Source organism: Nocardiopsis valliformis DSM 45023 (assembly GCF_000340985.1).
Classification (GTDB): Bacteria; Actinomycetota; Actinomycetes; order Streptosporangiales; family Streptosporangiaceae; genus Nocardiopsis; species Nocardiopsis exhalans.
The window spans coordinates 64,404-80,922 of the sequence record NZ_ANAZ01000023.1 but is presented as its reverse complement, the minus strand read 5'-3'; the positions used below and the strand labels follow the sequence as shown (position 1 = coordinate 80,922).

General features: G+C 71.1%; 14 protein-coding genes. 11 read left to right on the top strand and 3 right to left on the bottom strand.

What is annotated here, in order from left to right; translation table 11 throughout:
• Positions 1-50 precede the first annotated feature (50 nt).
• Complete coding sequence (locus D457_RS0120825) at positions 51-947, top strand: helix-turn-helix transcriptional regulator (RefSeq protein ID WP_017582609.1); 897 nt, start codon at positions 51-53, stop codon at positions 945-947.
• 220 nt (positions 948-1,167) lie between these two features.
• Here D457_RS0120825 and D457_RS0120820 read toward each other — a convergent pair whose 3' ends face one another.
• Complete coding sequence (locus D457_RS0120820; protein ID WP_017582608.1) at positions 1,168-2,469, bottom strand: hypothetical protein; 1,302 nt, start codon at positions 2,467-2,469, stop codon at positions 1,168-1,170.
• 375 nt (positions 2,470-2,844) lie between these two features.
• On the opposite strand from D457_RS0120820, the gene D457_RS0120815 reads away from it, so the two are divergent.
• From D457_RS0120815 to D457_RS0120795, 5 genes are all read left to right on the top strand, one after another.
• Entirely contained in the window at positions 2,845-3,219 is a 375-nt protein-coding gene (locus D457_RS0120815) for a hypothetical protein (protein ID WP_017582607.1), read from the top strand.
• Between the two features lie 122 nt (positions 3,220-3,341).
• Positions 3,342-5,525, top strand: a complete 2,184-nt coding sequence (locus tag D457_RS0120810; protein WP_017582606.1) for a nuclease-related domain-containing protein — start codon at positions 3,342-3,344, stop codon at positions 5,523-5,525.
• A gap of 202 nt (positions 5,526-5,727) precedes the next feature.
• The gene (locus tag D457_RS0120805) at positions 5,728-6,195 is read left to right on the top strand and encodes a hypothetical protein (protein WP_026116858.1); all 468 of its coding nucleotides are present in this window, start codon (positions 5,728-5,730) and stop codon (positions 6,193-6,195) included.
• Positions 6,196-6,355: 160 nt separating this feature from the next.
• Complete coding sequence (locus D457_RS0120800) at positions 6,356-7,954, top strand: alpha/beta hydrolase (RefSeq protein ID WP_017582604.1); 1,599 nt, start codon at positions 6,356-6,358, stop codon at positions 7,952-7,954.
• Between the two features lie 134 nt (positions 7,955-8,088).
• Positions 8,089-9,651 (top strand): alpha/beta hydrolase, encoded by a 1,563-nt coding sequence (locus D457_RS0120795; RefSeq protein WP_039831657.1) that lies wholly within the window; start codon positions 8,089-8,091, stop codon positions 9,649-9,651.
• Here the strand turns inward: D457_RS0120795 and D457_RS33050 are convergent.
• Positions 9,594-10,871 (bottom strand): MFS transporter, encoded by a 1,278-nt coding sequence (locus tag D457_RS33050; protein ID WP_017582602.1) that lies wholly within the window; start codon positions 10,869-10,871, stop codon positions 9,594-9,596. The two genes, D457_RS0120795 and D457_RS33050, sit on opposite strands and share 58 nt — an antisense overlap.
• Positions 10,872-10,983: 112 nt before the next feature.
• On the opposite strand from D457_RS33050, the gene D457_RS0120785 reads away from it, so the two are divergent.
• On the top strand, positions 10,984-11,697 hold the full coding sequence (locus D457_RS0120785) for a TetR/AcrR family transcriptional regulator (protein WP_039831654.1): 714 nt from the start codon (positions 10,984-10,986) through the stop codon (positions 11,695-11,697).
• 117 nt (positions 11,698-11,814) lie between these two features.
• Positions 11,815-12,342 carry a hypothetical protein gene (locus D457_RS34970; protein WP_193374525.1) on the top strand — a complete coding sequence of 176 codons (528 nt, stop codon included), beginning with the start codon at positions 11,815-11,817 and terminating at the stop codon, positions 12,340-12,342.
• On the opposite strand, the gene D457_RS33045 is transcribed toward D457_RS34970, so the two are convergent.
• Positions 12,239-13,306, bottom strand: coding sequence for an AraC family transcriptional regulator (locus D457_RS33045; protein WP_017582600.1), 1,068 nt, complete (start codon positions 13,304-13,306; stop codon positions 12,239-12,241). The genes D457_RS34970 and D457_RS33045 overlap by 104 nt on opposite strands.
• Before the next feature lie 128 nt (positions 13,307-13,434).
• Here D457_RS33045 and D457_RS0120775 point away from each other — a divergent pair, with 128 nt between their 5' ends.
• From D457_RS0120775 to D457_RS0120765, 3 genes are all read left to right on the top strand, one after another.
• A complete protein-coding gene (locus D457_RS0120775; RefSeq protein ID WP_017582599.1) occupies positions 13,435-13,860 on the top strand; it encodes a DUF6069 family protein in 426 nt (141 codons plus the stop codon).
• 84 nt (positions 13,861-13,944) lie between these two features.
• Entirely contained in the window at positions 13,945-15,423 is a 1,479-nt protein-coding gene (locus D457_RS0120770) for a UDP-N-acetylmuramoyl-L-alanyl-D-glutamate--2,6-diaminopimelate ligase (RefSeq protein ID WP_026116857.1), read from the top strand.
• A 56-nt stretch (positions 15,424-15,479) separates the two neighbouring features.
• Entirely contained in the window at positions 15,480-16,199 is a 720-nt protein-coding gene (locus D457_RS0120765; RefSeq protein WP_017582597.1) for a VOC family protein, read from the top strand.
• The last annotated feature ends 320 nt before the right edge of the window (positions 16,200-16,519 follow it).

The window sequence follows — 16,519 nt, the reverse complement described above, 5'->3', positions numbered from 1 at the left end:
CCCCGGCAGGTGCAGGCACGGCCCGGGCCCGCCGACCTACGATGCGAGACATGGAACTGGAGAGTCTGGGCGCTTACCTCAGAAGCCGGCGCGACCGCGTCACCCCCGAGGACGTGGATCTGCGGGCCTACGGTCCGCGGCGGGTGCCGGGGCTGCGCAGGGAGGAGCTGGCCCAGCTCGCCGGGGTCAGCCACGGCTACTACACACGTCTGGAACAGGATCAGGCGGGCACCGCCTCCCAGCAGGTGTTGGACGCCCTGGCCCGGGTGCTGCGGCTCGACGACGCGGAGACCGTCCACCTGCACAATCTCGCCCGTCGCCCGGCGGTGCCGCGCCTGGTCCGGCCCGAACTCGAGCGGCCGCACCCCAGGGTGCTGGCCCTGCTGGACTCCCTCGGTGAAGGCGCCCCGGCGGTCCTGCTGGGGCGGCGCGGGGACGTGCTGGCCTGGAACCGGGCCGGGCATGCCCTGGTCGCCGAACACCTGGACTTCGATGCCCCCGAGGACGTGGAGAACCGGCCGTCGGTCCCGCGGATGTTCTTCCTGGATCCGCTCTGCCGGGACCTGCACCGCAACTGGGAGGAGCTGGCCCTGGTGCACGTGGCCTACCTGCGCCTGACTGCCGGTCGCCACCCCACGGACGCCCGGATGGCCGAGCTCATCGGCGAGCTGGTCATGCGCAGCCCCGAGTTCGCCGCCATGTGGGCCAGGGGAGAGGTCCGTGACTGCACGGTGGGCACGATGCTTCTGCGGCACCCCACGGTCGGCGAGCTGGACGTCGACTACCAGGTCTGGCTTCAGCCCGACAGCCCCGACCACCACCTGGAGGTCTACACCGCTCGCGGTGAGTCCGACCGTGACGCGCTCCGCCTGCTGAGCAGCCAGCACGCGGTCGCCCCGGCACGGACCCGGTCTCAGGACCCGGCCCCACTCCGAATCTCTTCCTGAGTTCGCTCCTCCCTGCGGTCAGGGGCGAGTACGGGGAAGTCCGTGCGGGACTCGCCTTCCCCGCGCTCCTCAAGCCCCGCCCCTGACCGTTTTCCTCCTGCACCTTCTCTCTGCGAGCTCGCTCCCATGAGCTCGCGCCCCTCCCGGTGTGCTCCCCGCACTCCGGGAGGGGCTCCTTTTCGGCTGAGTCTGCGGCCCGGCTTCCGGCTCAGCCTCCAGGTCAGCTGTTGATGGTCTCGGCGAGCGCCTCCAGCAGGTCGGCTCGGCGGTCGGGGTCGTCCTGGGCGCCGCGCCAGAGTTCGGGGACCTCGGGCCCCTCGTCCAGCAGGCGACACAGCAGGGCGTCCAGGGAACCCCGCGGGTCGGCGTTGAAGGCCGCCCGGTGGGCTTGGGCCTCGGCCGCCAGTTCCTGGGCGAGCCAGCTCAACCACGCCTGTTCGGCCTCGCGCAGGACCTCGCGCCGTCGCCCGTAACCGTCGTCGTGACCGTCACCGTGCTCGGCGTCGCCCTCGGTCGGCCCGGGCAGGTCGGGCACGGGGGTGTAGGGGGCGCTGCGGGCCCGGCCCCGGGCGCGCTGGACCAGTTCGAAGTGGCCGGGCATGTTGACGGCCATCCGTCCCAGGACCCCGGTGAGCCGCCGGGCCACGTCCTCGCCGCTCAGGTTCGGCAGGAGTCCGCGCAGGAGCAGGCGGCGGCGCTGGTCGGGGGTGCGGCCGGGGTCGGCGTCACGGCCCGCGGCCAGTTCGGCGAGCTTGCGCAGCAGGTAGTCGCCGGTGGCGGTGGAGACCATCGGGGGTTCCTTGACCGCGGTGAGCGGGCGCCCGTGCAGGTCGGCGACGGGGACCGCGCTGCCGTCCTCGGTGAAGGACACCGACTCGCCGGGGTGGATGTCCTCGGGCAGGTCGGCGGCGGGGTTGCCCCACCCGGCGGTGAGCACGAGCATGGCCAGGGCCTCCTGCTCGACCACGTCGGTGGCGACCCGGGCGACATCGCGCCGCTGGGCCCAGCGGCGGGGGCGCTCGGAGAAGGCGCAGCGAACCTTGCCGTTGGGGGCGGGCTGCGGGTAGACGCGGCGCAGGTTCTTGTAGGACCGGTCGCGGCGTTCGTCGTCGAGGGCGTCACGGAGCCGGTGCGCGGCGGTGCGGTCCACCGCGCTGCGGTTCACGCCGTGCGGCGTACCCGGCGTCGTGCCCGCGCCGGACACGCTCTTGGCGCCCACCGCGCGCCGCTTTTCGGGCACGGTGCCGAGCGCGCCCGCTGCCACGCCTGCGTCAGCCGCCGCATCGGTCATGACGGCGACCATGCGCACGGCGATGACGCTGTGCGGATCGCCCTGGTGCCGCTCGCACGGACAGTGTTCGAAGCACAGGTCGACGTAGTCGCAGAACTGCTCTGAGTGGCCGACGCAGCCCTGCGCGGTTCCGTCCGCCGAGCACGGTCCGCATCCCAGCACGCGCGTGAACACGTGCAGGAAGGTGGCCGAACCGAACAGCTCCCCGGCGGAGCAGTGGTGCTTGCTCACGGACTCTTCTCCCCGGATGTTCCGGGGCTGGGACGCTCCCCCAGCCCTTCCGGGGAAACGTGTGAACGAGGCGTGAGACTCGTGATGACACTCCTGCGTTAACGGGAGGTCATACAACAAAATATGGCCAGTGTGGCTGAACTGTCAATTATCGACCATGGAACCGAAGGCGACTAGCTGTCGAAGAGGCTAATAAAACGGTCATAGAAAACAGTGGCCTCAGAAATAACAACGGTGTTTTGTTCCTGGTGGCGGCGCCCATCGCCCGAAAGGGTGTCCGAGAGAGGGCGGTGAGAGCCTCGGAGCGGGGTGCGTCGCGGCGGTCCGGGCGAAGCGGGCGGTCGGCAGGGAACAAGAGTTACGGGAGGTCGCTGGATGTCCGTGGTCAATCTGACGCCGCATGAGGTGACAGTGGTGGACGAGCACGCGCGGGTGATCCGGACCTGGCAGGGGTCGCCCGACCCCGCCCGGGTCGAGGCCGTGCGCGTCCACCTCCAGGAGGTGGAGGGGATTCCGTTGCTGGCGGAGGAGCGCACCCGGGCCCGCCTGCCCGATCCGGTGGAGGGGGTCTGGTTCATCGTCTCCTCCGTGGTGAGTTCGGCCCACCCGGAGCGGCACGACCTGCTGGTCCCCTCTGACCTCGTGCGTGATGACAAAGGCGTGGTCAGGGGTTGCCGTTCCTTCGTCCTCACCTGCGCTCCGGTGTACGAGTGCGAGTATGGGTACAAAGGGGAGAAAGTTCTCCAGTGATCCACTGCGGTTAAAAGTAAGCACAGCGGTTAAATGCGAGCACTGTGGACACGGGTGAGTACTGTGGTCCCGTTCCTGTTGTCTGGTGACGGCCGCAAACGGTGCGTCCTGGAAAGGAAACCGTGGCCGCCGCCCCCCGTGTCGCCGTCGTCCTCGTAGGACAGAACCCCACCCCCGCCCTGCTCAGCGCCCTGACCCTGCCCGTCGACCACCTTCTTCTGGTCGCCAGCGACGGGACCCTGGCCGTGGCCCGCCGGGTCGCCCGCGCCGTCGAAGCCCTGGCCGCCGACCGCTCCGTACGTGTCCTCAGCGTGGGTTCGGACCCGCACGACCCCGGCCGGGTCGCCGGACTACTGGAGAGTGTCCGCACCGCACTGAACGGCCGACCCTGGTACCTGGACTACACCGGCGGAACCAAGATCATGAGTGTGGCCGCCGCCCTGCACCACGAACACGCACTGCCGCCCGAGGCCCGCGCCTGGCGCTTCTACCTGGACTCCCACAGCGACCTGTTGCGCAGCGCCGACACCGCCGGCCCCGGCCGCCCGGTGACCGGGCACGGCGTCGACCTGAGCACCCTGGCCGGGATCCACGGCGCCCGCTGGTTGGCCGACCGCGACCCCAAGCCCCTGCGCCTGTTCCTGGACGGCGGCCCGGCCGCCCTGGCCGAGGCGTTCCCGAAGCTGCCCGAGAGCGAACTCAACGGAATCGCCGCAGAGGGGCGCGTGCTCGCCCACCTGCGCCGGCTGCTGGGCGCACGGCCCGACAGCGAGGTCCTGGGCTCGCGCAGGGTCGCCGACCCCTTCCGCCCCGGCGGATCCATCGCCGACTTCGACATCCTGGTCCGGCACCGGCACCGGGTGCTGTGTGTGGAGACCAAGACCCGCGCCGAGGACGTGGTCGCCCGCGCGGGATGGACCGTGGCCAAGGCCCGGCGGGTCTTCGGCGGGGCCACCCACGTCCTTTTCGTCTACTCGGGCCCGGTCGTGGCCGACCTGCGCGACCAGGTCACCGCCTACAACCCGGCGCTGTCCGCACGCCACGTCCACGTGTGGAACCTGGACGCCCTGACCGAGCGCGTGAACTCCTTCGATGCGGTGCGCGACGCCTTCTTCCCCAGCCTGGCCGACACGCCTCCGGGGGCGGCCGTCCCCGACGTGCTCCCACCCGAATCCGCTCCCGTGCCCGAACCCGGGCCGCCGACCGAACCGCCCGCCCACCATCCCGGGCCGGAGGAGGCCCCGCTCCTGGTCACCCCGCTGGGCGGAAGCCGCCTGGGCACCCTGGCCGCCATGCACGCCCACCGCCCGGCCCGCGCGTTGGTTCTGCCCTCCAAACAGAGCCTGCGGGCCAGGGTGCGCGAAGCCGCCGCGCGGGCCCTGCGCGCCGCCGAGCGCCCGGACGCGCCCCCGGCCGACAGCGCGGCCCTGCGTGCCGAGGGTTACCGGGACCGGGTACGCCTGGCCGCCGACCCGGTGGACGGCTACGACTCCGGCGCGGTCCAGCGGGCCGTCCAGGAGTGGATCGAAACAGAGCGGGGGCGTGGCCCGGGCGAACACCACGGCGCCCCCCGCCCGGTGGTCGTGGACATCACCACCGGGACCAAGGCGATGAGCCTGGGCCTGGCTCGGGCGGCCCGGCACGGCGGGGCCTGCGCCACCTACCAGCTGCCCAAGGACCGGGCAGTGGTGTGCCTGGCCCACGGTCGCCGGGGGTTGGCGGGGCGGGCACGGATCGACTGGTCGCTGGTGCTGTCCGGGTACGAGCCCCTATCCGTGCCCCTGGGCGAGACGGTCACCGGGCCGGCCCGGGACCAGGTGGACGTCGCTCTGCTGGAGCTGGCCGGCTCCGCTCTCGCCGCGGCCGCCACGGGCGAGTGCGAGGTGTGGTGGGACGTCTCCCTGCGCGACCCGCAGGGGTTCCTCACCGCACAGGAGCGGCCCGGGCTGGTGCTGACCTTCGACGACCGCGCGGTCGGGCTGACCGCACCGGCGCGGTTGCGCCGACGCACCGCCGAGGGGCCGCTGCGGGAGGTGAGCCCCGGTGCGTGGGCGCAGAGCGTGTTCGCGGCGACCACGCACCTCAACGCGCGCTGCGACGTGGCCGGGAGGGTACTGGCCCTGACCCGGCCCGGGCGGAACGTGACCCGGGCGGGGGAACTGGTCGACTGGATCGCCCAGGCCGATCCCGAGGCCCCTGACTTCGCGGAAGAGCTCAACTTCGGTGAACCGCTGCGGCCGCTGCTCGTGGCGGTGGACCCGGCCCGCCCGCCGAAGGTTCTGGCCACCGATGTCAGCCTGCTCTGAGCTGGAACCGGCCCGTTTTATTGCACAGAGTGGCTGACAGGGTACGGGATTCCACTGTCGCTGGGGGTGTAGAAGACGCCTCGCACGATGGGAAAGTTGCCATCGGAGGCCGTGCGTGACCACAAGCGGTCACGGGTGATTCTTCACCCTCTGTGTATGCCAGGCTGGGCGCAAGCCCCCTCCTGTGGAAAGTCGAAGAACTATGCGCAATCTCCCCCTTGTTCTTGTCGCCGTGCTGATCCTCGGGGCCTGTTCGCCCGATGCGGACGAATCCGCGGAGGGAGCCGCCGAAACCACCGAGGACTCCGCTCCCGAGACCACGGAGGAGGCGGTCGAGCTCCTGATGGCGGGTGACGACTGGTGGGAGGATCTGGACGCCGACCAGCGCGAGACCCTGCACGAGGGCGCCGCGGAACTGTGCGCCAGCGCTGATGAGAACTTCGACTACGGGGAGCCCGACGCCGAGGGAAACCAGAGCCTGAACTACTCAAGGCCGATCGTCCTCCAGTTGGGCATGGCTGGTGGGATGGCCACCGTCGGCAAGGGCGACGACGCGGCCGAGTCGGCTCGGACCTTCATCCGCGCCTACGTCGAGGAGGACTGTTCCGAGCACAGCGCCGCGATCGACGTGGTGATGGCGGAGCAGGAGAGCGTGCTCTTCGGCCAGTAGACCGGGGACGAGACCGTCACTTCCGCTCTCCCGACCCCGTATTGATCACATTGCCCCGCCGGAACCGGGACGCTGTCCGCGGCTTCCCACTCTTCGTCCTCCAGGATGGTGGACCAGGGGGCGGGGCCGTCAGGTCGCGCGAGAAGTGGAACGGCGGGATATGAAGTTCAACAACGGCATCACGGCGACGGCCGTGCTGGTACTGCTGGTCGCGGGGTGTACCGCGCCGGACGAGGACACGGGGGCGCCCGACGCGGGCAGCGTCGACTGGGCGCCCTGCCTGTCCGAGGAGGAACTGGACGAGGCGCCTGAGTGGGGCGGTGACCCCGACTGGCTCCAGGACCTGGAGTGCGGGACGGTCGCCGTCCCGCTCGACCACGCCGACCCCGACGGAAGCACCGTGGAGCTGGCCCTGACCCGGCGGCCCGCCGGCGGACCCGTCGACGAGCGGATCGGCTCTCTGGTGCTCAACCCCGGCGGCCCCGGGGAGTCCGGGGCGGCGATGCTCGACCACCCGCTCTTCGACGAACAGATCCAGGACGCGTTCGACCTGGTCGGATTCGACCCGCGCGGGGTGGGCGAGAGCGAGGGGATCGCCTGCGGCGACTGGTACGCCATGGACGAGGCCCGCCGGGCGGTGACCGACCCCGGGGACGTCACCGACGCCGACCTGGCGGCCCTGGAGGAGAGCGCCCGCGCCTACGCCGACGACTGCGCCCAGACGGTGGGGGAGGACTTCCTCGCCACCATGGGCACGGTCAACGTGGTCCGCGACCTCGACCTGATCCGCGGCGCGCTGGGCGACGAGCAGCTCACCTTCGTGGGCTTCTCGTACGGCACCTACATCGGCGCCCTGTACGCGGAGATGTTCCCGGAGAACACCCGTGCGCTGGTGCTGGACGGTGCGGTGGAGACCGAACGCCCCAACGTGGAGATCGCCGCCGACCAGGCTGACGCCTTCCAGGCCACCTGGGACCTGTTCGTCGCCGAGTGCCTGGGCGGTCCGGGCTGCCCGTTCAGCGGGTCGGGGGCGGCGGACGCGGAAATGGGGGAGCTCCTGGACCGGCTGGACGCGGACCCGCCGGTGGTCCGGGACATGCCGGTGGACGGGGTCACACTGCTGGGCATGGTGAGTCTGCAGCTGTACCACGAGGACGCCTGGGCCGACCTGACCGAGGCCCTCGCCGCCGTGGCCGAGGACCCGGCGCAGGCCGACCCGGAACTGGAGCGGCTCTACGACGACAGCTACGGCCAGGACGAGGAGCCGGAGGACACCGAACCGGGGGAGGGCGACTCCGGGGCGCAGGCTTCCGGCGAGCCCGTCCCGGAGTTCGGCGGACCGGACACCGAGGCCGCCCTGACCGCGGTGAACTGCGCTGACCGGATTGACCCCACCGACCCCGACGTCTACCGGGACACGGCCCAGCGGGCGGCCGGGGACTCCCCGTTCTTCGGCGCCGACCTGGTGTGGGAGCAGCTGCCCTGCGCCTACTGGGTGGACACCGAGGAGGCGCCCACCGGGTTCTCCGCCCCCGACGCCCCGCCGATCCTGGTGATCGGCACGGTCGGTGACCCGGCTACCCCCTACACCTGGGCCGAGGAACTCTCCGACCAGCTGGCCACCGCGACCCTGCTCACCTACGAGGGCAACGGACACACCGCCTACGGCTACGGGATGAGCTGCGTGGACGAGGCCGTGGACGCCTACCTGCTGGAAGGTGAGGTCCCGGAGGCCGGACTCTCCTGCCCCGCCTGGTAGGTCCCGCCTGGTAAAGGGGCGGCGGCACGGACTGTTTACCCGCCCACCGGGATGTTCTCCGCGCTTCCAGCCATGACCACTCAGAGTATGGAACTTTCGATGCTTCCTTACTCGGAGTAGAGGTGGATGTGCGGGTGCGCTGTACGGGTGGGCGGGTACTCGGGGCCGCGGGGCTGGCGGCGGTACTGGTCGTCACGGCCGGTTTCGCCCCGGCCGACCAGTGGGACGGTCAGCGCACGTTCTACGGCCAGCACATCGACTGGGCCCCGTGCTTCACCCCGCAGGAGCTCGCGGCGGCCGAACCGGCCGAGGGGGACCCGGACTGGACGGCCCGGTTGGAATGCGGCACCGTCACCGTCCCCGTCGATCACGGTGACCCCTGGGGCGAGACGATCGAGACAGCGGTGGTCCGACACCCGGCCCAGGGCACCCTCGAACAGCACCGGGGCTCCCTGGTGTTCAACTTCGGCGGACCCGGCGGTGCGGGGGTCGAGCGGTTCAGGTCCGGGCCGCTGCCCGTGAGCAGGCAGATCCGCGACTCCTTCGACCTCGTCTCCTTCGACCCGCGCGGGGTGGGGGAGAGCTCGGGCTTCACCTGCTCGGAGTGGGACGCCATGGAAGAGCCCCTGGCGCGGGTCCGGGGTGTCGAACCCGCGCAGGTCAGTGAGGAGCAGCTTCGGGAGCTGGATCGCGCGGCCGGGAGGTTCGCCCGGAGTTGTGTGGACGAGGTCGGCGCGGACTTCCTCGCCACCATGGGCACGGTCAACGTGGTCCGCGACCTCGACCTGATCCGCGATGCCCTGGGCGACCCGAAGCTGAGCTATGTCGGCTACTCCTACGGCACCCACATCGGCGCCCTGTACGCGGAGATGTTCGCGGAGCGGACCCGCGCCCTGGTCCTGGACGGTGCGGTGCAGCTCGAACGGGACGTGATCGCCGGCGGCATGGAGCAGAGCGAGGGTGCGCAGATCGCCTGGGAGGCCTTTGTTGCCTACTGCCTGGACGGGGCCCCGGAGTGCCCGTTCACCGGTGCGGAACAGGCTCCTACCGAGGCCGAGGCGCTCCTGGCCGGACTCGACGCCGATCCGATCGCCGTCGAAGGGCAGACGATCGGCCGACACGAGATGCTCGCGCTGCTGAGGGACTCGCTGTACCTGGAGCGGCAGTGGGAGGGGGAAGCCCGCCTCCTGGCTCGCATCGCCGCGGGCGACACCGGGGACGATTTCGTCCAGGCCTATCTGGAGCGTTACGTCGCGGGCCAGGAGGAGGACCCGGGCGCGACCGAGTCGGCCTTCACCGCGGTGCAGTGCGCCGACCACGTCAGGCCCACCGACCCCCGCTCCTACCGCAAGGGCGCCCAGCGGGCCGCGGACCTCTCCCCGTTCTTCGGCGGTGGCGAGGTCTGGTCGTTCCTGCCCTGTGCCCACTGGCCCGACACCGAGCTCGCCCCCACCGGGGTGAACGCCCTGATGGCGCCGCCGATCCTGGTCATCGGCACGCTGAACGACCCCGCCACCCCGTACGTGTGGGCCGAGGAGCTGGCCGATCAGCTGGTCACGGCGAGGCTCTTCACTTACGAGGGCGGCGGGCACACCGCCTACGCGGGCGGGCGCGCCTGCGTCGACGGTGCGGTGGACGCCTACCTGCTGGAGGGCGAGCTCCCCGAGGCTGGCGCCTCCTGTCCGGGCGAGCTCTGACCCTGTTCGCCTCGTTCTTCTGTGTCCGTCGGGAAACGCACGAACAGCAGCACCAGGGCCATCGCCCCCACGCCCGCAGCCAGCACCAGGTGGCCGGTGGCGATCGAGGTGGCCGCCATCAAAGGGCCGAGCAGCAGCGGGGACAGGAACTGCCCGACGAAGACCAGCGTGCTGGAGACCGAGCTCACCCGCCCCATCACCGGGGCGGGCACCAGCACACCCATGAGCACGGTCAGCGAGGTGAGCCACACCCCGCCGCCCGCACCCAGCAGGACGGCGGCCGCCACCAGGGCCGGGACCGCGTCGACCAGCCCCAGCAGGAGGAAGGCGGCCGTCCACAGTGCGGCGGTGGTCCGCAGCAGCGCGTTGATCCCCACGGCCCGGCGCAGGCGGGCGTAGAAGAGCCCCACCAGGGCGGAGGTCCCGGTCAGCAGGGACACGTTCACCGAGACCGCCACCGGGTCGTGCACGCCGAGCTCGGCCAGTCGCTGGGGCAGGAACACGAGCAGCCCGTAGGTGATGACCATGTACGCGCTGGACAGCGCGAACACACCTAGGAGCGCGGGCCGGGCAGCGAGCGCCGCGCGCAGGGTGGTCGCTCCGACAACTGATCCGCCGGTGCCGGAGGCCGGTCCGGTTTCGGGTGTGCTGACCAGGAACAGCGCGGCCACACCCATGGGAATGCCGATGAGAAACACGGCGAACGGCGCCTGCCAGGAGATCCCACCCAGGGCGCCGCCGAGGAGCGGCCAGGCCACGCCGCCCAGGCTGACGGCGGTGGTCCGCCACCCCATCACGCGGTCGCGGTCGCGCCCCCGGTAACCGTTCAGGAAGGCGACCGTGAGGGCGGAGAGCGCCATGGCCGTGCCGATCCCGAACACGACCCGACTGGCCAGCAGCAGTGTGTAGTCGTCGGTGACCAGCCCGGCCCCGCCCGCCAGCCCGTAGACGAGCAGGCCGACGAACATCGGGCCGCGCACCCCCACCCGGTCCACGACCCAACCGGTGAGGGGGCTGACGACGGCGATGGTCAGCCCGTTGAGGGTGAGCAGGGTCCCGGCCTGGGTGGAACTGATCCCCAGACCGGAGCGGAGGAGTTCCAGCACGGGCATGAGGATCGTGCCGGACATGACACCGAGAGTGGAGGCGAGCAGGAGGACAGCCAGTGTGCCGTGCCGCCGTTGTGTTGAGGGGTTGGCCGGGATCGCCGTTTCGGGCATGGGGGGTCCTTGAAAAAGTGCCACCAAGTGGCATTGGTTACTTGGGGGCACTGTATACCTGGGGGCTGATTTTTTCCAGGAGTCCAGGAAGGGGCTGGCTAGGATGCGTGGCATGGCCGTGAATGACACCGAAGGCACACCCCTGTCCCTCCGCGAACGCAAGAAGCAACGCACGCTGGAGGAACTGGCCGACTGCGCGGCCAGACTCTTCGAGGAACAGGGCTTCGAGGCGACCACCCTGGAGGAGGTCGTGGCGGCGGCCGAGGTCTCCAAACGGACGTTTTTCCGCTACTACGGGTCCAAGGAGGCGGTCGCCCTGGCCCCTGAGGGGCTGCTGTGGGGGCGCTACGTCGCCGAGGTCGCCGACCGGCCCCTTCGCGGAGCAGTGCTGGACACCCTGCGCACCGCCCTGCTCGACACCGTCGAGGCGATGCCGCCGGGATGGGAGGAACGGTTCTACGCCTGCCGTCGGCTGGCCGCGCACAGTCCCACTCCGGCGCTACGCGATCACACCGTCGTCGCCTCGTTCCACGCCCACGCGGAGCTCACCGCCATCCTCGAACGCCGCCTGGGCATCAGTTCCGAGGCCGACGTCCGGCTGCGGATGCTCGGGGAGTTCGCGCTCAGCGCCTGGCGGTGCGGAGCCAAGGAATGGGTGATGGGCCGCGAACCCGGGCAGATCGGGCGCCCGGCCATGGACGCCACCCCCGACCCCCGCGACGCTGCGACCGCTGTCCGGGTCCGGGGCGGGCGCGAACGCCTGCTGCGGCGGGTGGACGAGGCCTTCGCCGCGATCCCCGCCAGCCTGGCGCTGTCCGCTGACTGACCACCGCCCGCCCCTCCCTCTCCCGGATGACACGGTTCCCCCGTATGGGGGAGGCGCACCCGGGCCGCGTCGAACAGACTCGGACACGAGCGGGACAGCCGAGCGTGGGGACGGGTCATGGACGTGTGGACACGGGGGACGGAACGGGCCGTCACCGGGGACGGCCCGAGGCGGACCGCACCCGTGTGGCTCGGCTACGCGGCAGCCGCCGCTGGTCTGCTGCTGGGGGTCGCGCACCTGCTGGTCACCGGCTGGTTCGCGATCTCCGGACAGCAGGAGGTCTCGCCGGGCTACCTGGTCTGGATGGTCGGCCCGCTTGTCGCCACGCTGGGATTGGCCGCCGCGGCCATCGCCCTGGTGCGCCCCGGGGCAGGACGGGCCCCGTGGCGCGGGCTGACCTGGGTCACCGGCACTGCCGCGGTGCTCAGCGTCCTGCTCAGCGCGGTCGGGTTCGCGTCGCTGTTCTTCGGCGCGAGCCCGGCCTCCCTCTTCTTCGGACCCGGGCCCTACGCACTGCCCGGGGCGGTGCTCTTCGGAGCCCTCACCCTGAGCGCTCGGTCGGCGCGGGGTCGAAAGCTCCCTCTGGCGGGTCCAGCCGCGCGGCCTCCCGGTAACGCCCCGGGGAGCGGCCGAACTCCCGTTTGAAGGCGTTGGCGAAGGCGAACTGGGAGGAGTAACCGACCCGCCTCGCGATGGCGTTGATCGGCGCGTCGCTCTCGCGCAGCAACCTCCCGGCGGTGGCCAGCCGCCACCACGTCACATAGGCCAGCGGCGACTGGCCCACCAGCGCGGTGAAGCGCCGGGAGAAGGCCGCCCGGGACAGCCCGGCCCGCTCGCCCAGCTCCGCCACCGTCCACGGGTGAGCGGGGTCCAGGTGGACGGCCTGAATCGCGGCGTGCACGGCCGGATCGCGCAAGGCTCCCGCGAAACCGCATCCGGGGCCCTCTCCGGTGGCGGTCTCCTCCAGGTAGGTGCGCAGGATGTAGACGATCAGCATGTCCAGCAGGTGGGGGACCAGGGTGTCCCCGCCGGGCCGGTTCGATCCCAACTCACGGCCGAGCAGCCCGACCGCGAGCGGGAGCTCGGAGCGTTGTCCCACCCGCGCGGGCAGGTGCACCACGGAGGGGAGCTCGGTGAGCAGGGGGTGGGGCCGGGTGGGGCCGGCGTGGTAGAAGCCGCCCACCGTGACACAGGTGGGTTCCCCCGAAGCCGTGTCCCCGACGGAGGTGGCGCCGAACCGCTGGAAGGGCTGCGGGAACTCGTTGGAGCACGTCAGGTTCGGGATCGGCTCACCCGGGTCGGGAAGCATCAGCTCGCTCCGATCCCGGAGGAAGTCCACACAGTTCAGGTCCAGAGGCGCCACGGAGGGGTCACTGGTCAGGGCGTGTTCGTGACCCCGTGGCAGGAAGAGCACGTCGCCCGCGCCCAGTTGGACCGGTTCACGGCCGTCCACCAACAGCCAGCACGACCCCTGGAGCACGACCTGGAACGCGGCCGCGGGCGACTCTCTTCCGGTGAAGCGCATACCCCACGGTGCGTGCCACGCGACCCGGGCCGACCGCGGCTGCCCGGTGCGCACCGTCGAGATCACGTCACTGAGTACGTCCATGGTCCCACCGTATCCACGCATACCCCATGAAGAGACGCCTGAGTATAGAGGTGAGCTTTTCACGCATAGGAAGTCTTGCCGCAAGTTCATACGGTCAAGTCCGTACCTACGACAACGAAGGAACGACCATGACCGATACCCGTGTCGAAACCCGTCCCGCCATCCGCCCGTCCTGGCAGCCGCGCCTGGCCGCCGTCGTGGCGGTCGCCGTCGCCAACGCCCTCCTCGCTCTCCTCGCGCCGCTGCTCGGCGCGGACCTGGTGGTCACGGCCCCGGGGGAGGAGCCGATGCCCCTCACGCTGGTGGACTTCGCCCTCTTCAGTGCCGTGTTCGCCCTCCTCGGGTGGGGCGCCCTCGCCCTGGCCGAACGCCTCCTGGGTGCCGGGCGCGGACGCCTGGTGTGGACGGTCGCCGCGGTGCTCACCCTCCTGGTGATGTTCGTGCCGCCGCTGCTCATGGAGGCGTCGGTCGCCACCATCGTGGTCCTGGAGCTCTCCCACCTGGTGGTCGCCGCGGTCATCCCGGTGTTCTGGAAGTCCTCCAGGGCTTCCTGAGGGCTGGCGGGCGGGCGCGTATACTCCGGGTTATACCGGTGTGGGTCGCGCCCGCGGCCGCACCGCCTCTCGAAGGGACACCCCCTGCAACTGAGCGCGCTGCTCAACGGCCATGCCCACCAGGTCATCTACGGGGACTCCGACATCCCCATCGCCGCGGCGCCCTGCGCCGACCTCGACCGGGTGGCGCCGGGATCCCTCTACCTGGCGCTCCCGGGGCACCGCCAGGGCGGCCCGGAGGGCATCGCCACGGCGTTCGCCCGGGGCGCCGTCGCCGCCCTGACGGAAGAACCGCTTCCCGATGAGGACCTGAACGCGCCACCTGGTGCCTGTGTGGTCCGGGTCGCCGACGCCCGCGTCGCGGCGGCCCTGGTCTGCGCCCGGTACCACGGTGAACCCGGCTCCGCCATGGACGTCGTCGCGGTCACCGGCACCAACGGCAAGACCTCGGTGGCTTCCATGTACGAGTCCCTGCTGCAGATCGCCAACGGCGCCCGGGTCGGGGTCATCGGCACCTCCGGGGCCCGGACCGGCGGGGACCCGGTCCCGATGCCCCGCACCGTGCTCAGCACCCCCGAAGCACCGGACCTGCAGTACCTGCTGGCCCGCATGCGCAGCCGGGGCACCCTCAGCGTCGTGCTGGAGGCGACCTCCATGGGGCTGCTCGAACACCGCGTGGACGGCTCGCACATCGACGTCGGGGTCTTCACCAACCTGACCCAGGACCATCTGGACGACCACGGGACGATGGAGTTCTACCGGGACGCCAAGCTGCGGCTGTTCCAAGGGCTGTGCCGTCTGGCCGTGGTCAACGTGGACGATCCCGTGGGCGCCACGATCCCGGCGATGATGCCGGGCGCGGCGGTCACCTACTCCGTCGAGAGCGAGGCGGACTACCGGGCGACCGATCTGGTGGTGGAGGCCTCGGGCACCCGGTTCGTCCTACACCACGACGGCCGCAAGTACCCGGCGGCGATTCCCATGCCGGGGCGCTTCTCGGTCTCCAACGCGCTCGCCGCGCTGGCCGCCTGCCACGTTCAGGGGCACGACCTCGCCGGGCTGGTGGCGGCGCTGGAGCGGATGCCGCAGATCCCGGGACGCTTCGAGCACTTCGCGGCCCCGCGCGGGGTCTCGGTGATCGTGGACTACGCCCACTCGCCCGACTCCCTCGACAAGGTGCTGGCCACGATCCGGGGTTTCGCCCCGGGCCGGGTCTTCACCGTCTTCGGCTGTGGCGGCGACCGCGACACCACCAAGCGCGTCAAGATGGGCCGGATCGCGGGCACCTACTCTGACCGGTGCGTGCTGACCTCGGACAACCCGCGCCACGAGGACCCGGAGGCGATCATGGAGCAGGTGGCCGAGGGCATCGAGGAGACCGGCACCCCGTTCACCCGTATCCCCGACCGCCGGGCCGCCATCGACCGGGCCCTCTCGGTGGCCCGTTCCGGTGACGTCGTCCTCATCGCGGGCAAGGGCTGCGAGCCCTACCAGATCGTCGGTGACGAGATGCTCCCCTTCGACGACATGACCACCGTGCACGAGGTCGTCGCCGCACATTGACGCACGCCCCTCTCCTTTGATTAGGTTAGCCTCACCTAATCAAAGGAGGCTGTGGCGTGACCGCTGAGCGACCCGAGTTCGACCATCTTCTGCACTGGGTCCCCGATGTCACGGAGGCGTCGGCGAAGTACACCGCCGCCGGGTTCCCCGCCCACGTCGGCGAAGCCGCCAACGGCTTCCAGAACGGCCTCTGGCGGCTGGACGAGCGCTACGTCGAGATCTTCACGGTCCTGGAGGACGGCGCCTACGGGAAAGGTGTCTTCGGCAGAGCCCTCACGCTCCTGCGCCCCGCCATCGAGGACATCGCCGCCCGCGGTGGCGGCGCGATGACCTTCGCGGTCAACGTCACCGACGCGGCGGCCGCCGCCCAGCGCCTCCGCCTCGCCGGCCACCACGTCGAGGAGATCGTGGCCTCTCCGGAGGGCTACGACGTGAGCTTCCGCGAGGTCTTCCTCCCCGACGCCCCCTTCTGGGCGCCCTTCCTCATCACCTACGATCCGCCGCGCGAGCAGATCTTCACCGAACACGCCAAGGGCAGGTTCGACTCGGGTCCGCACGACATCGCGGCGATCCTCGTCCAGACCGCCGACCCCCAGCACTCCGCCACCTGGCTCGGCGAACTGCTGGGCGTACCGGTGCGGGGCACCGAGGTCCTGCTCCCCGGCGCCCATGTGCTCTTCGAGGAAGGCCCCGAGGATCGAATCACCGGAGTCGTCACCACCGGACCGAAGACGGAAATCGACGGCCTGGTCTTCCACCCCGAGAAGGAAGCCTGAGCCTGAGTTCTGACGTTCTGAGCGTCGGTCCTCCAAGCCTGCGGGTAACGCCTGATCGTGTCGCGGCCGGTCATTCACCCGAACGGAAAGCGGCAGCGAAGGCAGGAGCAGCCCCAGGCCCCCGAGCGCAGTTTCGGCCCCCTTTTCAAAGATGATCTTGCTACCAGTAGCAAGTTCGGCGCTGATTTCGCTCCTGGTAGCAAGATCATCGGGGAAGAGGGGGTTTCGGAAGCAGCGGACAGCTTCAGGCGCGGGTTACGGACACCCCCGGCTTGCCCAGAGTCAGCACCCCAGCGCCGAACCCCATCCTCGCCGCCGGG